This window comes from Mycobacterium sp. 1245801.1 (genome assembly GCF_001673055.1).
In the GTDB taxonomy this organism is placed as follows: Bacteria; Actinomycetota; Actinomycetes; order Mycobacteriales; family Mycobacteriaceae; genus Mycobacterium; species Mycobacterium europaeum_A.
The window spans coordinates 1-17,570 of sequence record NZ_LZKY01000043.1; the positions used below are offsets into that span (position 1 = coordinate 1).

Below are 17,570 nucleotides of genomic sequence, written 5' to 3' on the forward strand. Positions count from 1 at the left end.
CAACAAGGTTGTGCAGTGGGTGCCGGATCGATACTGGCCGGCGCACAGCACGATTCCGTTGACGGTGGGCGGCGCGGCCGCCGAGATCAAAACGGGCCCCGCCGTGATCGGCGTCGCCAGCATCTCCGAACACACCTTCACCGTCAGCATCGACGGCGCCGAGGCGGGACCGCCGACGTCGCTGCCCGCGCCGCACCACCGGCCGCACTTCGGCGAGCAGGGCGTGATGCCCGCCTCGATGGGCAGGCCGGAATACCCGACGCCGGTCGGCTCCTACACCGTGCTGGCCAAAGAGGAAGCGGTGACGATGGATTCGAGCAGCGTCGGCATCCCCGTCGACGACCCCAACGGCTACCTGCTGACGGTCAACTACGCCGTCCGCATCACCAGCCGCGGGCTGTTCGTGCACTCGGCCCCGTGGGCCGTCCCCGCCCTGGGTCTCGAGAATGTCAGCCACGGCTGCATCAGCCTGAGCCCCGATGACGCCGAGTGGTACTACGACCACGTCCACGTCGGCGACCCGGTGATCGTCCAGGACTAATCAGGCACCGTTTACGAAGCTCCGCACCCGGGCGTCAGCCGGGTGCGGAGCTTTTAATTATGCTGCGGCCGAACTCTTTTCACTGCGAATAAGGAACGGGCCCGCTGGTGAACACCAGCGGGCCCGGCCCGTTTTCGAAGCTGAGTCGGCCTCAGCTCGCGCCCGAAGGACCGGGGCGAATCGGCTGCCCGGCCGTCGGCCCGCCACTGGGCGCCGGGCCGGCGGGCGCATCCTTCACCCCGGACATGTCGATGATCGGAGCTGCCGCCTCCAGCGGAGCGCCGGCGGCCGCCGGACCGCCCAGGGCGATCAGCGGCGCGCCGGCCGGCACGACGGGCACCGGCGGCACCACCGGCACCGGCGGAGCGAGGGGCAGCGGCGGCACGATCGGCACCGGCGCACCGATCGGCAGCGGCCCCGGCACCGCCATGGGCACACCGGACATGTCGGTCATGGGCGCCGCGCATACGCCACCGGCCGGTGCGCCCGCGGCCACCGTTCCGGCGCCCGCGGCAGGGCCACCTGCGGCCGGCGCCACCTCGCCTGACTGCCCCTCAATGCACGCGTGGCCGCCCGTAATCAGCGGGGCGGCCGCCGCGTCGGGGCTCAACGCGATAGCAGCTCCGCACAACCCAGCGCCGGCAACTACTTTGATGTTGAACCGATCGACGATCGCCATCAGCGTCAACTCTCCTTTATTCACGCTCAGCTATTTCCGCAATCACTTGGTGCAGCAGGCCCGCCTAGCCGTACCGAGGCCGCTTTTCACGACCGCGCCAATTGTCAGCAGCCGGCGCGCGACACGCGCCACGCCGCACCGCGCCGTTTCCAAATGGTGACGTCACAACGGCGTCACGAATCGGAACAGCCCCGGCATACACCGATCGACCTGCGCGAATACGCCTGCGCGGCAGCCGCAGTCAGCGATTCGTGCCCTCGGTCGCGCACCTGAGCGCGTGTCCTTTGCAGCGAAACCGCGTGCCCGTCCGCTGCCGCGTGCTAAGCGCCCCGACGCGACCGGACCCGAGCCGACCGGATGCGTGGCCGGACCGACTTCGAATCTCACGGACTTTATTTCTGCGCAGGTCGTTCACAGGAAACTGTTGGTGAACAGTTATCGATTCGAAGGTTACGGAGAAGTTAACATCGAGATTAGAACTGTTGACGAAAAGAGGAGAAGGGGCTATGTCACCACGTCGTCTCGCCGCCGGGTTCATCGGTTCCGCCCTGTTCGGCGGCCCGCTTCTCGCCGGTCTCGTCTGGGCCGGCCCAGCCCAAGCCGACGCGGCCGGTTTCCTCAATGACATGCACCGCGACGGGGTCCACGCCGTCACGGGCGGCGACGCCGCCCTGCTGCAGGCCGGCCTCAACGTGTGCCAGCAAATATCGTGGGGCGCTCCTCCGGCGCAACTCGAAGGCCTGGCGCTGCAGCGCTCCGACGACCAGCAGGGCTCCGGCGGGCTCAGCGCTCAACAGGCCAACGACGTGGTCGTCTACGCCATGCGCGATCTGTGCCCCAGCTAGAGACCACCTCGACCCACCACACTTCGGCGGCCTAGCGGCCGGCCGTTCTTCGCCGACTATTCACTCTCCCGAATTCTTTGCGCAGCGGGTCGTCGCACTTTTGTGTAAAAGTGCATCATCCGCATCGGGCACAGACATAAAGGAGAAGGTTGGATGGCGGCACGCAGGCGATATGGCCGGTTGATGAGCGCGGCGCTGGCCAGTGGCCCACTTTTGCTGGCCGGGGTCCTATGTGCCGGCCCGGCGCGGGCCGACGGGGCCGCCTTCATCAACGACCTGCACAACGCCGGCATCCACGCCGTCAACGGCGGCGACCCGGAGCTCTTACAGATGGGCGCCGACCTATGCCAGCAGCTTTCGTGGGGCGCCTCTCCGCAACAGCTGGAGGGCTTGGCGCTGCAACGCTCGGACGCCGACCAGGGCACCGGCGGGATCAACGGCCGCCAGGCCGCCGACGTCGTCATCTTCGCCCTGCGCGACCTGTGCCCCAACGCCTGACGGCGAACTAGTGGCCGGCAGCCCGGTCCGCGCTAAGGTGACACTCGAGTGAAGCTGAGCGCACGGAACCTGGCCGGCCTGAAGATCCCGGTCCCGACCTATGACCGCAGCCAGATCGGCGTCGGCATAGCGCATTTCGGCGTCGGCGGGTTCCACCGGTCGCATCAGGCCATGTACATCGACCGCTTGCTCGGTGACGGCCTCGCCCGCGACTTCGGCATCTGCGGGGTCGGCGTGCTGCCGGGCGACGAGCGCATGCGCGACGCGCTGCGCGGCCAGGACCACCTCTACACGCTGATCCTCGAGCACCCCGACGGCACGCGGGAACCGCGGGTCATCGGCTCGATCGTCGATTATCGTTATGCGCCCGACGATCCCGAGTCGGTGATCGAGCTGCTGGCCGCGCCCGCCACCCGGATCATCTCGCTCACCATCACCGAGGGCGGCTACCAGTCACCCCTGAGCGCGGTGTTCGGCTTGGTGGCCGAGGCGTGCAACCGGCGCCGCGAGCGCGGCCTGCCCTCCCCCACGATCGTCTCCTGCGACAACATCGCCGGCAACGGAGACGTGGCCCGACGCGTGTTCACCTCCTACGCCGAGCGGGTCGATCCCGAACTCGCGCAATGGATGCGCGAGAAGACCACCTTTCCCAACTCGATGGTCGACCGGATCACCCCGGTGACCACGCCCGACGTGCTTGAGCGACTGGAGTCCGAATTCGGGGTGACCGACGCCTGGCCCGTGATCGCCGAACCGTTCGCCATGTGGGTCGTCGAGGATCACTTCGCCGACGGCCGACCACCGCTGGATCAAGCCGGGGTACAACTCGTCGACGACGTGGCGCCGTACGAGGCGATGAAGTTGCGGCTGCTCAACGCCGGGCATCAAGGCCTGTGTTATTTCGCCTACCTCGCCGGATACCGGCTGGTGCACGACGCCGCCCAGGATCCGGTGATCGCGGAATTCGTTGCCCGCTACATGGATTCGGAGGCCATGCCGACGCTGCAGCGGATTCCGGGACTCGACGAGTTCCGGGCCGGGCTGCTGCCGCGCTTCGCCAACCCGCACATCCGCGACACCGTCGCCAGGCTGTGCGCCGAATCCTCGGACCGCATCCCGAAGTGGTTGTTGCCGGTGGTGCGCGACAACCTGCGCACCGGTGGGGCGGTGCGGCTGTCCGCGGCGATCGTCGCGAGCTGGGCGCGCTACGCCGAGGGCGTCGACGAACAGGGCGAGCCGATCGGGGTGGTGGACCGCCTGGCCGACGCCCTCGTCCCGCTCGCCCGCTCGCAACGCGACGACCCCGTCGCATTCCTGGCCAACCGTTCGGTCTTCGGCGACCTCGTCGACCAGGAGCGCTTTCGCGAGGCCTACGTGTGGGCGTTGGATTCGCTGTACCGGCACGGCGCACGCGCCACCCTGCGGGCGTTGATCGGGGCCGACGCACCGTGACCCTGGTCGCGGGTGTCGACTCCTCGACCCAGTCCTGCAAGGTGCTGGTGTGCGACGCCGCCACCGGCCGGGTGGTCCGCGAGGGTCACGCCGGCCATCCGCACGGCACCGAAATCGACCCTGCCGCATGGGAATCCGCCGCCCGAGCGGCCATCGCGGCCGCGGGTGGCCTGGACGGCGTCGACGCGGTCGCCGTCGGCGCGCAGCAGCACGGCATGGTGTGCCTGGACGCAACCGGACGGGTGGTGCGCCCCGCGCTGCTGTGGAACGACGTACGCTCGGCCGACGCCGCGCGCGCACTCGTCGACGAGTTGGGTGGCGCGTGGGCGTGGGCCCGGGCCGTCGGCGTCGTGCCGCTGGCCGCGATCACGGTGGCCAAGCTGCGCTGGCTGGCCGACCACGAGCCAAACCACGCCGACCGCACCGCGGCGGTCTGCCTACCGCACGACTGGTTGACGTGGCGCCTGCGCGGCGACGCCGACGTCGCGGCGCTGAGCACCGATCGCAGCGACGCCAGCGGCACCGGCTACTACGACGCCGCCACCGGCACTTACCGGTCCGATCTGCTGGAACTGGCCCTGCGTGGCCGGCGCCCAGGGCTGCCGAGCGTGCTCGGACCGGCAGGCCGAACCGTCAGCGGCACAACGACATTCGGCGCCGGCCTGGGCGACAACGCCGCCGCCGCGCTGGGCCTGGGTGCCGAAGAGGGCGACGTGATGGTCTCGATCGGGACATCGGGAGTGGTGGCCGCCGTTACCGCGGATCCCGTCCGCGATGACACGGGATTCGTCGTCGGATTCGCCGACGGCACCGGACGTTACCTCCCGCTGGTGTGCACCCTCAACGGCGCGCGGGTGCTGGACGCGGCCGCCGCCATGTTGGGGGTCGACCACGACGAGCTGTCCCGCCTCGCGCTGTCGGCGCCGCCGGGCAGCGCGGGGCTGGTACTGGTCCCCTACCTGGAGGGCGAACGAACCCCCAACCGGCCCAACGCGACCGGGGCGCTGCACGGGCTGCGGGGGTCCAATGCGACGCCGACCAACCTGGCCCGGGCCGCGGTGGAAGGGCTGCTGTGCTCACTGGCCGACGGCCTCGCGCGGCTGACCGCACAGGGCGTCGCCGTGCGCCGCATCCTGCTGGTCGGCGGCGGCGCGCAATCGCGGGCGCTGCGCCAGGCCGCGCCCACGGTGTTCGGCATGCCGGTGCTGGTCCCCGCCCCGGCCCAGTACGTCGCGCTGGGCGCGGCGCGCCAGGCCGCGTGGGCGTTGAGCGGATCACCCGGACCGCCGGCGTGGAATCCGCCGCCCACCACCGAATTCACCGCGGACCCCGCGCCCGAGGTGGCGGCGCGTTACGCGCGGGTGCGCGACCTCACCGAGGGAGCCACCTAGTCGCCGGTCAGCGGCCGAAACACCGGCAGCACCCGGTACTTCGCGCTGAAGCTGGCCTTGTCGTATTTCTCGCGGACCTCGCCGTCGCAGGCGATGACCGTGGGTCCGTCGACGGCGCTGAAGCTGAATTCGGGCACCTGCAGCTCGTGGTAGAGCGGGCTGCGTTCCAGGCGCCCCAGGGCGAGCGCGGTCAGGATTCTGGTCCGCGCCCAGTGCCGCCCGGCCTCGAGGATGCGCACATCGATCAGGCCGTCGTCCATCCGGGTCCGGCGCGCTGGCGCGAACCCGCTCGGCAGATACAGCGAATTGCCCAGGAAGAACAGGGATGTCAGCAGCGTCTTGTTGTCGTAGCGGATGCGCACGGGCTGCTCCTTGCGCAGCGTGCGCAGCATGGCGTACAGGCCGGCCAGCGGCTTGCCGATGCGCTTCTCGAGCTTCTCCCGCCGCCGCACGAACGCCGGGTAGGCGCCGATGCTGGCGGTGTTGAGGATCATCTGAGAATCGTTGAGGCACACCAGGTCCACGCAGGCCATCTGGCCGCGCCGGATCGCGTCGACCGTCTTGGCCACGGTGTCGCAGCCGATGTCCTTGGCGAAATGGTTGAACGTCCCGGCGGGAAAGACGGCCAGCGGCAACCCCGCGTCGATGGCCACCCCCGCGGCGGCCGCGACGGTGCCGTCACCGCCGCCCACCGCGAGCACCTCGGCGCCTTCGGCCGCGTTGCGCAGCACCTGCACCGCGTCGTCGTCGGGACCCAGTTCGCGGATGTCCACCTTTGGTAACGCGGCACGCACCTCGTCGACGACCCGGGCCCCGGTGCCGCTGCCCGACTCCGGGTTGATCACCAGCACCACGCCGGCGCCGTCGGGCCGCTGCGGGGCCGCGACGCGAAGCGGTTCCGTTCGCGGAAGGGCGGTTTCGACGATCGGCGGGACGAGGCGGCCGCCCAGCACGGCCAGGCCCGAACCGATGCCGAACCCGGCGATGACGTCGCCGGGGTAGTGCGCGCCGGTCACCACCCGTGACAGACCGACCAGCCCCGCGAGCAGCGCCAGGCCGAAGCCCAGTGGCGGGTTCTCCAGCCCCACGCCGATGGCGAACGCGGCGGCGCTGGCGGAGTGCCCCGACGGCAACGAGTTCGACGTCGGGCGGCGACGGACCTGCCTGACCAGGGGTACCAGCTCGTAGCCGGGTCGGGGCCGTCGGCGGATCCGCTTGGCGACCTGATTGGTGACCAGGCTGGTGGCGGCCAGCGTCACCAGGCCGCGGGTCGCGCCGCGCTGCGCGCTTTGGCGGCCGGTGGCCAGCAGCGCCGCGCCGATGGCCACCCACAGCTTGGAATGGTCGGCCGCCCGGGTCAGCGGCGGCATCACCGTGTCCAGCAGCGGGGTGTCGGTCTCGGCGATGGCATCGAACAGCTCTCGATCCAGCGTGCCCAGTCCCCGGGTGATCTGTTTGATGCCGCGTGCGCGTTGCCAGGGCCCCCTGTTCATTCGCTACACCCTAAATTGGTCCGAAGACATGGACGCACACGGCTATTGCAGCAGATGGCGCGACAACGCCGATCGCCGCGGCGTGGCCGCGCCCGTCGTCGCCGAGATCGCCCGCCGGCACGGCATCACCGCCGCGCGCTTTGGGGTGCTGGAGGGCATGGCCGAATTCATCGACCCGCACGGCAAATCGTTCTTCCTCATCCCCGCCTACGCCGACGGTGCGCGGGCCCGCGACGCCGCGCTGATGACCTATGTGTTCAACGCGGACACCGGCTACGGCAAACCGGGCGCGCGGCCCACGGACTTTCCGGCGACCCCTTACGGCGCCGCCGAGGTGGCCCGAATCATGGCCCGGCAGAAGGCAAATCGCTGGAGTTACAGCCGCGACGTCGCGTTCGTGCACCGCAATGGCGGGCGCCTGGTCGCCACCCCCAACGGCATGCTCATGGGCCTGGGCGGCAACTGGGTCCAGCGGCTGTTCAGCCAGCGCGGCGGCACCACCTGGGGCGACATCTTCCTGGTCAACGTGGGCAGGGTCGCCGACCCCGGCGGCCAGCTGCACCGGATCGTCTCGTCCGGGTGCGCCTGGTTTCTCGACCGGGCCGGCACCCCCCGCGCCAGTCGCCTCGACCTGGATCGGGTGTTGCACCACGAGGAGCGGCACGCCGCGCAGTGGGCGGACCGCGGCTATCTGGGCATGCTCACCGGCTACGGCCGGGAGCTGTTCCGCGAGTTGGCCTTTGGCGCGGTGAACGGGTTCGAGGAGGACGCGGGCCTGGCCGACGGTGGTTACAGGGCGTGAACCCCGTGATAGAGCACCATTGCGCCGATCACCACGAAGACCGCCGCCAGTAGGGCGCCGTTGTTGCGGTCCATCCAGTCCTTCAGGCGTGCCAGCGTGTCATCGAGGCGGCTGCCGGCCGCGGCATAGGCCAGGATCGGGATGGCGACGCTGGAAGCGGCGATGGCCACGAAGAAGGCGGCGGCCACCCAGTCACCGGCGAGGCCGAGCCCGCTGGTGCCGATGCCCAGCCCCGCGGGGACGCAGATGAGCGACACATCCGGGCGGACCACGGCCAGCACCGCGCCGAGGACCCCGGCCCGGGCCGGGGTGATGCTGGCGAACGAGCGCATCCAGGCCGGGGATTCGGCCTGGCCGTGCCGGTTTAGCCAGCGGTAGATGCCGTAGACGATCAGCGCCGAACCGAGCACCACGCGCAGCCACGACGACCATCGCGGGGGCGCCTTGTCCAAGCCGCCCAGCAGACCGGAGGCCGCCACCGAAATGGCCGTCAGCGCGGACAGGCTCAGCAACCAGCCGCCCAGAAACGCCAGGCTGCTCGGCCGCGGCCGCGGCGCCTGGAGCACCAACACCGCCGGAATGACCGTGAGCGGAGAGAGCGAGATGACCAGTCCGAGCGGAACGAGGCCGGTCAGCACCGTCCCCCAGCTTCCTGCCATGGGCGGCATCCTGCCATTGCCGTGCCGGTGCGAGGCCGAAACGCGCCGATCAGGCCAGCGCGCGAATCCCGTTGTAGAGCACGATCAACCCGATCAGGAACAAGATGACGGCCATCATCGCGTCGTGGTTGGCCTCCATCCAGGCCTTGAGACGTTCCAGGGCATCATCGAGGCGGTCCCCGGCGCCGACGTAGGCCAAGACCGGGATGGCGACCGTCGACGCGGCGAGCACGACGAAGATCGCGGCCGCAATCACCTGGGCGCCGGCGCTCAGGGTGCTGTTGCCGACGGCCAGGCCGGCGGCCGCGCACAGGATCAGCACCTCGGGCCGTACCGGCACCAGCACCGCGCCCATCACCCCGGCGCGCGCCGGCGACAGGGTGGAGAACGACCGCATCCAGCGCGGCATGCTGCGCTGCCGATGCCGGGTGAACCAGTGATAGGCGGCCAGCGCGAGGAGCGCCACGCCGAAGGCCAGCCGCACCCAGGCCGCCCATTTCGGCGGAGTCGCGTGGAAGCCGCTGAGCAACTCCGACCCGCTGACGAAGGCGGCGGTGAGGGCGACCAGGCCCAGCAGCCAGCCGCCCAGAAAGGAGAGGCTGGCCGGGCGCGGCCGGGGCGCGTGCAGCACCAGCACCGCGGGAATGACCGTGATCGGCGACAGGGCGATGACGGCCGCCAACGCCACGAGTTTGCTCAGGACCGAGGCCCAACTTGCGTCCACGGGCAGCAATCATCGCATTGGCGTGGCGCTCATGCGGTCATCACCGCGGCCGTCAGCCTTTGCGGCGCAGCGTCCAGGCGGGCACCCAGTGCGTCACCGTTCGGCGCTTGGCCCCGTAGGCGACGGGATAGGTCACCAGCCCCCACCAGTCGCCCTGCTCGCACAGGCCCCAGCAACTCAGCCACCCCTCGACGACCTTGTGCAGCTGCAGCCCGTTGGGCTGATACCGGCCCGAGCGGTGCGGCTCGCGCGGGAAAAGCACCGTCAGGTCGACCAGCACCGCGACCGCCGGACGGACCACCCGAAACGGGCTGCGGACCGGTTGGCCGTTGTACCCGATCGACGCGAGCGGACCCATCGATCGATCATACGTTCGAATGAGCGGCGCGTTGAGCCCCCAGGTTCGCCCGGTTCGCTTCTGGCAACATAGCGGTGTGTTCAGCCAAACCGCGACGTCCCGGGCGGTTCGGTGAGCATCGAAACCACCGAAGAATCACCGAGCCGCCGCGGCCTGCTGAAGGGTCGCCGCCCGGCGGCCGCGGCGGCGCTGGATCCGCTGCTCGTCGCCGTGCTGGCCGTCGCGGTCGGCCTGGCCGGCGCCGCCCGGCCCTCATTCTGGTACGACGAGGCCGCGACCATTTCGGCCGCCTACAGCCGGTCACTGACCCAGATGTGGCACATGCTGGGCAACGTCGACGCCGTCCACGGTTTGTACTACCTGCTGATGCACGGGTGGTTCCAGGTCTTCCCGCCCACCGAGTTCTGGTCGCGCGCCCCCAGCGCCCTGGCCGTGGGGGCGGCGGCCGCCGGCGTCGTCGTGTTGGGCAAGCAGTTCTCGTCCCGTACCGTCGCGGTGGCCTCCGGGTTGTTCTGCGCGATCCTGCCCCGGACCACGTGGGCGGCCATCGAGGCGCGCCCGTACGCAATGTCGATGATGGCCGCCGTGTGGCTCACCGTCCTGCTGATCTACGCCGCGCGCCGCGACACCGGTTGGCTGTGGCTGGCCTATGCCGTCGCGCTGGCCTGCTCGGTCGTGCTCGACGCGTACCTTGCCCTGCTGCTGGCGGCGTATGCCGTGTTCATCGGCGTCTTCCACCGCGCCCGAACGTCCTTGGCGGGCTTCGCGATTGCCTCGGTGTTGGCGGTAGCCGCTCTGCTGCCGTTCCTGATGACGGTCGCCGGGCAGGCACACCAGATCAGTTGGGTCGCACCCATCGGCCACCGCACCATCGAAGACGTGGTGATGCAACAGTATTTCGAACGATGCCCGCCGTTCGCCGTGCTGTCGGCGTTGCTGATCGGCGCAGCAATCGTGTTGTGGCTCAGCGGGTCCGCGCGTCTGGCGGATTCGCAGCGCCGGCTGCTGGTGCTGACGACGGGGTGGCTCGCGGCACCGACGGCCGCGATCGTGACGTATTCGGCACTGGTTCATCCGATCTACACCCCGCGCTACCTGTGCTTCACCGCGCCCGCGCTGGCGCTGATCCTGGGCGTCTGCGCCGGCGCGGTGGCCGCCAAGCCGTGGCTGACAGCGGCGCTCGTCGGTCTTTTCGCCGTTGCCGCCGCGCCCAATTATGTTCAGGTGCAACGTAACCCGTATGCCAAATACGGTATGGACTACAGCCAGGTCGCCGACCTGATCACCGCGAAGGCCGCACCGGGCGATTGCCTACTGGTCAACGACACGGTGACGTTCATGCCGGCCCCGATGCGGCCGCTGCTGGCGGCGCGCCCGGCTGCCTATCGCAAGCTGATCGACCTCACGCTGTGGCAGCGGGCGACCGATCGCAACGACGTGTTCGACACCAACCTGATCCCCGAGGTGGTGGCCGGACCGTTGAGCCAGTGCGGCGTCGTCTGGATCATCACGCAGGCCGACCCGTCGCAGCCGTCGCACGAACAGGGTCCGGCGCTGCCGCCGGGCCCGGTCTATTGGGCGAGCACCGCCTTCGCGGTGCCGCACGACCTGGGCTTCCGCCTGGTGGAGCGCTGGCAGTTCAACCTGGTCCAGGTGCTCAGAGCCCAGCGCTAGTCACCAGATGTGGATCCAGTCGACGAGCATGTCCGCCGGGTAGGTGGCCGCCGCCGGATCGCCGGCACCGACCCCGCCGACCGCCAGGGTGAACATGGGCGTCATCCAGTAGCCGGGATTGTTGAACGGCCACCGGAAGTCGTCCGGGGCGCCGCCGTGGACGTGGATGGGTTTGTTCGGCACGGTGAAGTACTGCGCCCCGTCGCGGGCGAACTGGAATCCGTCCTCGCCCCAGTGCATTCGCCAGGTGTGCCAGTTGCCGTCGACCATGCCGGGGATGGACTTGCCCTCCCACGTCTTGCCGTTCGACGCGGCGTGCACCGTGGTGCCCGGCGGCCACGAGCCGTTGCCGTACCACTCGAAAAGGTCGACCTCGCCGTCCGGCAGCGGGTCCTCGTTCACACCCCAGAACGCCGACCACAGGCCCGGTTCCAGACAGTTCAGTTTGATCCGCGCTTCCCAGGTCTGGTTGATCATGCTGCGGAAGTTGCCGCGCAGTTTGGCGCCGTAGTAGGTGTCACCTTCCTGGGTGGCGCGCAGCACGAGATTGGAGTTGCCGTCCTGGAACACGTTTCGGCGGTCGTCGCGGTAGATCCCGGCGACCGGCGGGAACACGTCGTCCTGCCAGGTCTGGATGGTCCACTTGCCCGGATCGGGAGCCGAACCCGCCGGGCCGTCGAACTCGTCGGCGAAGATGTAGCCGCCGCCGCCCGCCGCCGGTGCGGCCGGCACCGAAGGGCCCGATGGGGCGGCCCAGGCACCCGGCAAGCGCATCGCAGCCCCGATCATGCCGAGGCCCGACATCAACATCATGCTGCGACGATCCATCTAAACCACCAATCGTTAAAGCCGGCTCGTCAAGCTCGGCGCGATCTCCCCAGGCAACTCTCGCAAACGGTGTTATGAAACCACGCGGTGGGGTGGCCCGCATGCTGCCGTCGCGATCCGCGCGCGACGTTCCCGATCACGACCCGCGCGCCGGTCCGTCGCCGCGATCCCCCTGGCATAAACAAGGGACGATAGCAGCAGTGACGCCCGCTTCCAGGGATTTCACCTCCCAGCCATCAACTTAGTTGACATCGCTGCGGCCGCTGGTATCAAGGAGATTGATGGTTCGAGAAAGGAAAGCAACCATGTCTCATGGATTCTTCGGCGGTTTCGGTGGGCCCGGTTTCGGTGGGCCCGGTTTCGGTGGTCCGGGCTTTGGCGCGCCGGGCTTCGGTGGGCCGGGCTTCGGTGGTCCCGGGTTCGGCGGTCCGGGTGCCGGTGGGCCCGGCTTCGCGCCGTTCGGCAAGAAGGGTCGGCACGGTCTCAAGCGCGCCGCGTTCGTCACCGCGGCGTTGCTGCTGGACGGCCCGGCCGACGCCGCACAGGTGGTGCAACGGGTATCCGACGCGACCGGCGGTGCGTTCACCCCTCCCCAGGACATCGCCGAGCTTGCGATCGGGGTCCTCGCCGGTCGCGGCGTCGTCACCGTCGACGGCGGTGTGGCGACGCTGACCGAGCTCGGCCGAAACCTGTTGGCCTGGCGCGGGGTCAGCAGCGAGACCGCTCACGCCTTCTTGGGCGGGGCGGCCAAGTTCGGTGACGTGGTGAAGATCCGCAAGGAGCTCTTCGAGATCGCCGGCCTGGCCCGCACCATCGCCTGGACGGGCACCGACGAGCAGAAGCAGCAGCTCGCCGAGACCCGCACCAAGGTGCTCGAGGCGTTGACCGACGCGCGCAAGGCGCTGCACCGCGTGCTCGGCGAGGACTAGCGCGGCGGCGCCGGCTAGCGGGACGTGGGTTCGCTGAGCCTGACCAGGGTCTTGCCGACATTGACGCCGGTGAACAGGCCGTTGAGGGCATCGACGCACGACTCGATGCCCTCAAAGATGGTCTGCCGGTGGTGAAGTCGGCCCTCGGCCTCCCACTGGCGTAGCGCGGCGAACGCCTCGTCGAAGCGGCCCCACTGATCGAGCGCGTTGAACCCCTGCATCAACGCGGTCTTGGACAACAGGTTCACGTAGTTGGCCGGCCCGGGGTGGTCTCCGGTCAGGTAGCTGGAGATGACGCCGCACAGGACGACGCGCGCGTGCGAGGCCAGCCTGCCCAGCACGGCGTTGAGGATGGGCCCGCCCACATTGTCGAAGTAGACGTCGACGCGTTGCGGGCAATGCTTTTTCAGCGCCGCCGCGACGTCGTCGTTCTTGTAGTCGATGCACGCGTCGAAGCCGAAGTCCTCCACCACCGCCCGGCATTTCTCCGGACCGCCGGCGATCCCCACCACCCGGGCGCCGGCGATCTTGGCGATCTGCCCGGCGACCGATCCGGTGGCACCCGCGGCCGCCGACACCACCACCGTTTCCCCGGGCTGCGGCTGGCCGATGTCGGTCATGCCGAAATAGGCGGTGGCGCCGGTCGGCCCGTAGACCGACATGATCGCCAGCTGGTCGTCCTCCCCGGGGATCGGCGTGCTGAACAGGTCGTCGCGGATGAGCGCGTATTCCTGGAAACCGGTCAGGGTGGTGACGACGTCACCGACGGCGTAGGCGTCGCACCGCGAGGCGACCACTTCGCCGATCCCGGCCGCCCGGATGACCTCACCCAACTGCACCGGCGGAAGGTAGCTGGGCTGGTCGTCGAGCCAGGTGCGCGCGGCGGCGTCGATGCCGACGTACGTGGTGCGCAACAGCGCCTCGCCGTCGGCGGGCTCGGGCGCCGGCGTGGTGACCAGTTCCGTGTCCTCCGGCTGGACCAGCCCGGACGGGCGACGACGAAGCAGGACCTGGCGATTCGGCACATCGGGCACGATCGTAAAAACTACCGAACCGGCCGTAAACGCAGAAGCGAATGGCATATTCATTCCATGGCAGCAAACGAAGACCCGGAAGACCGGATCCGGGAACTCGAGCGCCCGCTCGCCGAGGCGGCGCGGGCGTCCGAGCAGGGCAGCGCGCAGCCCGCCGGCCAAAACTATCCCCCCGGCCCAGCGGGCGCCCCGCCACCGCCGCCCACCCCGTGGACATACGGCGGGCCCACATTCGGCCCGCCCCAGCAACGCCCTTCCGGCAACCGCGCATGGTGGATCGTCGGCACGCTCGTCGCCATCGGTGTGCTGGCAATTGCCGGCGGCATCGCCGCCTTTGCGGCACACCAGCTTTCGGGCGTGAAGTCGATCATCAACTCGCCACCGACCATCTCCAAAACGTTTAGCCCGCCCAGCATTTCGACGAGCCCCGGCCCGTCGACCTCCCGGCGGAAGTCGGCCTCGCCGTCCACCTCGCCCGCCGCTCCGCCGGGCACCGAGCTCAGCGTCTCGGGCGTCAACGAGAACCGGACCATCGCTTGCAACGACAACATCGTCAGCGTCAGTGGGGTTTCCAACACGGTCACGATCACCGGGCATTGCACCAGCCTGTCGGTGTCCGGTGTGCAGAATGAGATCACCGTGGAGACCGTCGACAGCATCGAGGCCTCCGGCTTCAACAACAAAGTCACCTACCGCTCGGGCGCACCGAAGATCAGCAACTCCGGCGGCTCGAACGTGGTGCAGCAGGGCTAAGCCGAAACCTCTTGTTACGCAGGCTCTTCGGCGTCGTCGTCCAGGACGCTGACCGCGATGCCGTAGGGCAGGAACCGCACCTTGCGTTTGGGGTCGACGTTGTTCTTGTTCGCCCGCAGCGCGTCGAGTTCGGTCGCATAGACCTGTTCGACGCGTGCGCCGCCGCTTTCGTCGACGGTGTAGATGGCCCACACGCCCTCACCGGCTTCGCCGGCGGTTTCCGGGGCGCTGCGCGGGCGCCGCGTCAGGTCGTCGAAGACGGCGGACCAGCCCGTCCGGGCGCCGGGGGCGGCCACGAACCTGCTGACCCGCTCGAACACGTCACGCAGGCTTTCGCTGCCTTCCCGAATCATTCGATCGAATTCGTCGGGGTCGAATCCGAATCCACTGTGCTCGCCCACGCGACCTCCTTGGCGCTCGTGCCGTAACTGCCAGTGTGCGCTCAGTCCAGACCGTTTGCCACGCGCTACGGGGCCGGTGGCGCCGGCGGGGGCGGCGGGGTGATCGGAATCGGCACCGTGACGAACGGGAAGTGCAGATACATCGTCACCGGCGGCTGCTGGGGCAGCTGCGGTGCGGCGGGCGCGGGCGCCGGGGGCGGCGCCGCCGGCGGAGGCGCAGCCGGTACCGCGGCCGGCGGGGGCGCCGGGCGCTCGACGGGCGGCGGTGTGTACTGCGGCGCGGGCCGGGCCGGGGCGCGCCGGACCGGTGCCGCGGGCGGCACCGTGACCGGTTCCTGCGGCGCGGGCTGCTGCACCGGCGACGGCGCCGGGGCGGCCACCTCCGACGGGCTGGGTGCGGGCGCGGGCGGCGGTGGCGCCGGGCTCGGGACGGGCAGCTGCGCTTGCGGGGGGTTGCTCGGTGGGGCCGCCGGTAGCTGCACTCCGGGCGTGGCGACGCCGACGCCGGAATTGTGGCGCACGTTCGATCCCGGGCGATCCGACGCCAGAGTCACCAGCACCACCCCGCCGATCACGGCGACGATGCCGGCCAGGGCGCTGCCGGCCAGCAGCATGGACAAGGGCCGGCGGCGCGGGGGGTCCTCGTCGTCGTCGGCGACGGCGCTGTAGGCCCGCACGTCGGTGTCGACGTCGGCGTGGCCCCAGACGTCCAGGTACGTCGGGCCGAGGCCGGGTGGATTCATTTCGCCGGTGCCCGGATCCAGCGCGTAGGCCAGGGCGGCCGTCGACGACGCGAACAGTGGCGCGTTCGCCGAGGCCAGGGCCGCGCCGCGGGCCAGCGCCATGTCCGGCTCCTCGGGGCCGGTGACCGGAAGCGGGGTGGCCGCCTCGAGCGTGGACTTCAGCGCCACGATGTCGGTTCCGCAGCCGATCACGAACACACCGTCGGCGCGCGACCCGCGGGCGTCCAGACCGGAGACCATCGACGCCAGCTCGACGGCCAGGCCGCCCGCGCGAGCGTCGCCGATCTGGCGCCGGTGCAGATCGACGATGGAGCCGTCGGAGACGTCGACCACCGCCAGCGTCGCGTTCGCCGGCTCGACGAACAGCATCGCGAGGCGCTCGTAGCCGAGCGCGTATCCGACGGTCTGGGCCAGCGCGGCGGCGGCCAGCAACGGCGCGACCAGCATCACGCCGTCGATCTCGCGGGTGGCGAGCGCCTCCCGCAGCGCCCCGACGCCGGCGGGGTCACTCCAGGTGACCCCGATGGAGGTCAGCCGGTGGCCGCCCTCGAGCACTCCTTCGCGGGTGCCGATGATCGCGTCGATCACCTGACCGACCGCACCGGCGCCCAGATCAGCCGAATTCCCTGCAGCTCCAACCGCGAACTCTTCTTGTTCGACGGTCACGCCATCCGCATTTTCACCTTCGATCGCTACCAGGCGGACTGTCCTGGGAGCCATCGACACTCCAAGCACGATGTCCACGTAACGCCTCCAAGGTCTTTTGCAACGCCCTGTGCGAGGGCACGACGGGATGAACCCCGTCCGAACTTGGTGACATAAACGTTACGCGCGTGCGGCTAACCCCGCAGGCGGTGTGCGTACGCAGGAAGGACGCTAGTAGCCCGGCCCCAGGAACGGATTCTGGGAGCTGCCCGGATACGGCGAATACTGGTTCCCCGGATACGGCTGATATTGCGGGTACTGCGGCGTCGACGGGGCCTGCTGCTGGGGAACCGGCACCGGAATCGGTATCGGCAGCAGCGGAACGTGGATCCACTCCGTGGTCATGGGCACCGTCGAGGTGGTGGTCGTCGGCGGCGGTGGCGGCGGCGGTGTGGAGCTGGTTTCCACCGGCGGTGGCGGCGGCACCGTCGTGGTGACCGTCGGTTGCGGCGGCGCGGTGGTGGGCGGCGCCGTATGCCTGGGGGTGTAGACCGGTGCCGGCGGTGCGGTGGTGACCACCACCGGTGGCGGTGGCGGTGGCGGTGACGGCGGCGGTTCCGGTGGTGGCGGCGGCGGGCTGGGAATCGGTTGCGCACTGGGCGGCGGCGACGTGCTGGTGATCGACGACGAGGCGCTGACCGATCGCGAATTGGCTTGGTCGCAAACCGAATACCCCGGTGACCTGCGGATGCGGTTCGGCGGGGAAACCTACGACGAAGACGGTCCGGCCGGCTGGTCGATGCGGCTCAACGTCATCCAGCCGCCGCGGGAACGCCGGCGCTGGCTGCGGCTTCGGTTCTCCCAGTTGGTCATCGGCATGTCGGCCGTGGTCGCCATGACCGCGATCGGCGGGGTCGCCTACACGCTGACCGGGATCGAGAACCGCCAGGCCCCACCCGCGCCGTCCGTCGCGCCGCTGCCCGCCCCGCCGGCCAACTCCGTGGCACCGCGCCCGGCCGCACCGCCGCCGCCCACCCCCCCACCGCCGCCCCCCGGCGTCAAGGCCTACGTCGCGGGCCAGGGAGCGCTGACCGCCGACGTGATTGTTGTCGGTGGGATCT

20 protein-coding genes and 1 pseudogene are annotated in these 17,570 nt (G+C 70.1%); 11 read left to right on the forward strand and 10 right to left on the reverse strand.

From position 1 onward, the window contains the following. A partial coding sequence (locus tag A5622_RS02300; RefSeq protein ID WP_066876404.1) for a L,D-transpeptidase occupies window positions 1-541 on the forward strand: 541 nt, incomplete at its 5' end. Window positions 542-692: 151 nt separating this feature from the next. Here the strand turns inward: A5622_RS02300 and A5622_RS02305 are convergent. Beyond that, a complete protein-coding gene (locus A5622_RS02305) occupies window positions 693-1,229 on the reverse strand; it encodes a hypothetical protein (protein WP_066863394.1) in 537 nt (178 codons plus the stop codon). Between the two features lie 497 nt (window positions 1,230-1,726). Here A5622_RS02305 and A5622_RS02310 point away from each other — a divergent pair, with 497 nt between their 5' ends. The 4 genes from A5622_RS02310 (at window position 1,727) to A5622_RS02325 (ending at window position 5,406) form a co-directional block, all read left to right on the forward strand. Further along, window positions 1,727-2,065: a DUF732 domain-containing protein gene (locus tag A5622_RS02310; protein ID WP_066876405.1), complete on the forward strand. Its 339-nt coding sequence runs from the start codon at window positions 1,727-1,729 to the stop codon at window positions 2,063-2,065. Between the two features lie 183 nt (window positions 2,066-2,248). Beyond that, entirely contained in the window at window positions 2,249-2,563 is a 315-nt protein-coding gene (locus tag A5622_RS02315) for a DUF732 domain-containing protein (RefSeq protein ID WP_369806912.1), read from the forward strand. A gap of 48 nt (window positions 2,564-2,611) precedes the next feature. Next, window positions 2,612-4,015, forward strand: coding sequence for a mannitol dehydrogenase family protein (locus A5622_RS02320; RefSeq protein WP_066876407.1), 1,404 nt, complete (start codon window positions 2,612-2,614; stop codon window positions 4,013-4,015). Further along, on the forward strand, window positions 4,012-5,406 hold the full coding sequence (locus A5622_RS02325) for an FGGY-family carbohydrate kinase (protein WP_066876409.1): 1,395 nt from the start codon (window positions 4,012-4,014) through the stop codon (window positions 5,404-5,406). Before A5622_RS02320 ends, A5622_RS02325 begins: the two co-directional genes overlap by 4 nt. On the opposite strand, the gene A5622_RS02330 is transcribed toward A5622_RS02325, so the two are convergent. After that, on the reverse strand, window positions 5,403-6,899 hold the full coding sequence (locus A5622_RS02330; RefSeq protein ID WP_066876411.1) for a bifunctional phosphatase PAP2/diacylglycerol kinase family protein: 1,497 nt from the start codon (window positions 6,897-6,899) through the stop codon (window positions 5,403-5,405). The genes A5622_RS02325 and A5622_RS02330 overlap by 4 nt on opposite strands. A 28-nt stretch (window positions 6,900-6,927) precedes the next feature. Between A5622_RS02330 and A5622_RS02335 the strand changes: the two genes are divergently transcribed. Further along, window positions 6,928-7,701, forward strand: a complete 774-nt coding sequence (locus tag A5622_RS02335; RefSeq protein WP_066863415.1) for a hypothetical protein — start codon at window positions 6,928-6,930, stop codon at window positions 7,699-7,701. Here A5622_RS02335 and A5622_RS02340 read toward each other — a convergent pair. From A5622_RS02340 to A5622_RS02350, 3 genes are read right to left on the reverse strand one after another with little or no spacing between them, the layout of a single operon-like run. Beyond that, window positions 7,689-8,360 (reverse strand): GAP family protein, encoded by a 672-nt coding sequence (locus tag A5622_RS02340; RefSeq protein ID WP_066863446.1) that lies wholly within the window; start codon window positions 8,358-8,360, stop codon window positions 7,689-7,691. The two genes, A5622_RS02335 and A5622_RS02340, sit on opposite strands and share 13 nt — an antisense overlap. Before the next feature lie 49 nt (window positions 8,361-8,409). Next, window positions 8,410-9,084: a GAP family protein gene (locus A5622_RS02345; protein ID WP_066863418.1), complete on the reverse strand. Its 675-nt coding sequence runs from the start codon at window positions 9,082-9,084 to the stop codon at window positions 8,410-8,412. Between the two features lie 52 nt (window positions 9,085-9,136). Next, the gene (locus A5622_RS02350; RefSeq protein WP_066863422.1) at window positions 9,137-9,442 is read right to left on the reverse strand and encodes a hypothetical protein; all 306 of its coding nucleotides are present in this window, start codon (window positions 9,440-9,442) and stop codon (window positions 9,137-9,139) included. 156 nt (window positions 9,443-9,598) lie between these two features. Here A5622_RS02350 and A5622_RS02355 point away from each other — a divergent pair, with 156 nt between their 5' ends. Continuing rightward, entirely contained in the window at window positions 9,599-11,116 is a 1,518-nt protein-coding gene (locus A5622_RS02355) for a glycosyltransferase family 39 protein (RefSeq protein ID WP_156752812.1), read from the forward strand. Here the strand turns inward: A5622_RS02355 and A5622_RS02360 are convergent, their stop codons facing one another. Beyond that, window positions 11,117-11,944 (reverse strand): family 16 glycosylhydrolase, encoded by an 828-nt coding sequence (locus tag A5622_RS02360; RefSeq protein WP_066863428.1) that lies wholly within the window; start codon window positions 11,942-11,944, stop codon window positions 11,117-11,119. A 305-nt stretch (window positions 11,945-12,249) separates the two neighbouring features. Between A5622_RS02360 and A5622_RS02365 the strand changes: the two genes are divergently transcribed. Beyond that, window positions 12,250-12,873, forward strand: a complete 624-nt coding sequence (locus A5622_RS02365) for a hypothetical protein (protein WP_066876415.1) — start codon at window positions 12,250-12,252, stop codon at window positions 12,871-12,873. Window positions 12,874-12,887: 14 nt separating this feature from the next. Here A5622_RS02365 and A5622_RS02370 read toward each other — a convergent pair whose 3' ends face one another. Continuing rightward, window positions 12,888-13,907, reverse strand: coding sequence for an NADP-dependent oxidoreductase (locus tag A5622_RS02370; protein ID WP_066876417.1), 1,020 nt, complete (start codon window positions 13,905-13,907; stop codon window positions 12,888-12,890). Between the two features lie 57 nt (window positions 13,908-13,964). Between A5622_RS02370 and A5622_RS02375 the strand changes: the two genes are divergently transcribed. Continuing rightward, window positions 13,965-14,660 (forward strand): DUF3060 domain-containing protein, encoded by a 696-nt coding sequence (locus A5622_RS02375; RefSeq protein WP_066876419.1) that lies wholly within the window; start codon window positions 13,965-13,967, stop codon window positions 14,658-14,660. 14 nt (window positions 14,661-14,674) lie between these two features. Here the strand turns inward: A5622_RS02375 and A5622_RS02380 are convergent, their stop codons facing one another. The 3 genes from A5622_RS02380 to A5622_RS29500 all read right to left on the reverse strand — a co-directional run bounded on the left by A5622_RS02380 (window position 14,675) and on the right by A5622_RS29500 (window position 16,854). Continuing rightward, window positions 14,675-15,013: a hypothetical protein gene (locus A5622_RS02380; RefSeq protein WP_369827449.1), complete on the reverse strand. Its 339-nt coding sequence runs from the start codon at window positions 15,011-15,013 to the stop codon at window positions 14,675-14,677. A 113-nt stretch (window positions 15,014-15,126) separates the two neighbouring features. Beyond that, window positions 15,127-16,548, reverse strand: coding sequence for a hypothetical protein (locus A5622_RS02385; RefSeq protein WP_066876421.1), 1,422 nt, complete (start codon window positions 16,546-16,548; stop codon window positions 15,127-15,129). A 132-nt stretch (window positions 16,549-16,680) separates the two neighbouring features. Further along, window positions 16,681-16,854, reverse strand: coding sequence for a hypothetical protein (locus A5622_RS29500; protein WP_156749249.1), 174 nt, complete (start codon window positions 16,852-16,854; stop codon window positions 16,681-16,683). Between A5622_RS29500 and A5622_RS29505 the strand changes: the two genes are divergently transcribed. Together A5622_RS29505 and A5622_RS30645 are read left to right on the forward strand one after the other, a co-directional pair. Beyond that, window positions 16,853-16,999 carry a hypothetical protein gene (locus A5622_RS29505; RefSeq protein ID WP_197498036.1) on the forward strand — a complete coding sequence of 49 codons (147 nt, stop codon included), beginning with the start codon at window positions 16,853-16,855 and terminating at the stop codon, window positions 16,997-16,999. The genes A5622_RS29500 and A5622_RS29505 overlap by 2 nt on opposite strands. Window positions 17,000-17,494: 495 nt before the next feature. After that, a pseudogene (locus A5622_RS30645) lies at window positions 17,495-17,570 on the forward strand (hypothetical protein); the annotation flags it as partial.

Bases quoted from the DNA above. Each gene is read 5' to 3' on its own strand.
- A5622_RS29505 (WP_197498036.1), top strand. From the start codon at position 16,853: ATGGGCACCGTCGAGGTGGTGGTCGTCGGCGGCGGTGGCGGCGGCGGT.
- A5622_RS02330 (WP_066876411.1), bottom strand. From the start codon at position 6,899: ATGAACAGGGGGCCCTGGCAACGCGCACGCGGCATCAAACAGATCACC.
- A5622_RS02380 (WP_369827449.1), bottom strand. From the start codon at position 15,013: ATGATTCGGGAAGGCAGCGAAAGCCTGCGTGACGTGTTCGAGCGGGTC.
- A5622_RS29500 (WP_156749249.1), bottom strand. From the start codon at position 16,854: ATGACCACGGAGTGGATCCACGTTCCGCTGCTGCCGATACCGATTCCG.
- A5622_RS02315 (WP_369806912.1), top strand. From the start codon at position 2,249: ATGAGCGCGGCGCTGGCCAGTGGCCCACTTTTGCTGGCCGGGGTCCTA.
- A5622_RS02375 (WP_066876419.1), top strand. From the start codon at position 13,965: ATGGCAGCAAACGAAGACCCGGAAGACCGGATCCGGGAACTCGAGCGC.
- A5622_RS02350 (WP_066863422.1), bottom strand. From the start codon at position 9,442: ATGGGTCCGCTCGCGTCGATCGGGTACAACGGCCAACCGGTCCGCAGC.
- A5622_RS02360 (WP_066863428.1), bottom strand. From the start codon at position 11,944: ATGGATCGTCGCAGCATGATGTTGATGTCGGGCCTCGGCATGATCGGG.
- A5622_RS02365 (WP_066876415.1), top strand. From the start codon at position 12,250: ATGTCTCATGGATTCTTCGGCGGTTTCGGTGGGCCCGGTTTCGGTGGG.
- A5622_RS02340 (WP_066863446.1), bottom strand. From the start codon at position 8,360: ATGGCAGGAAGCTGGGGGACGGTGCTGACCGGCCTCGTTCCGCTCGGA.
- A5622_RS02335 (WP_066863415.1), top strand. From the start codon at position 6,928: ATGGACGCACACGGCTATTGCAGCAGATGGCGCGACAACGCCGATCGC.
- A5622_RS02310 (WP_066876405.1), top strand. From the start codon at position 1,727: ATGTCACCACGTCGTCTCGCCGCCGGGTTCATCGGTTCCGCCCTGTTC.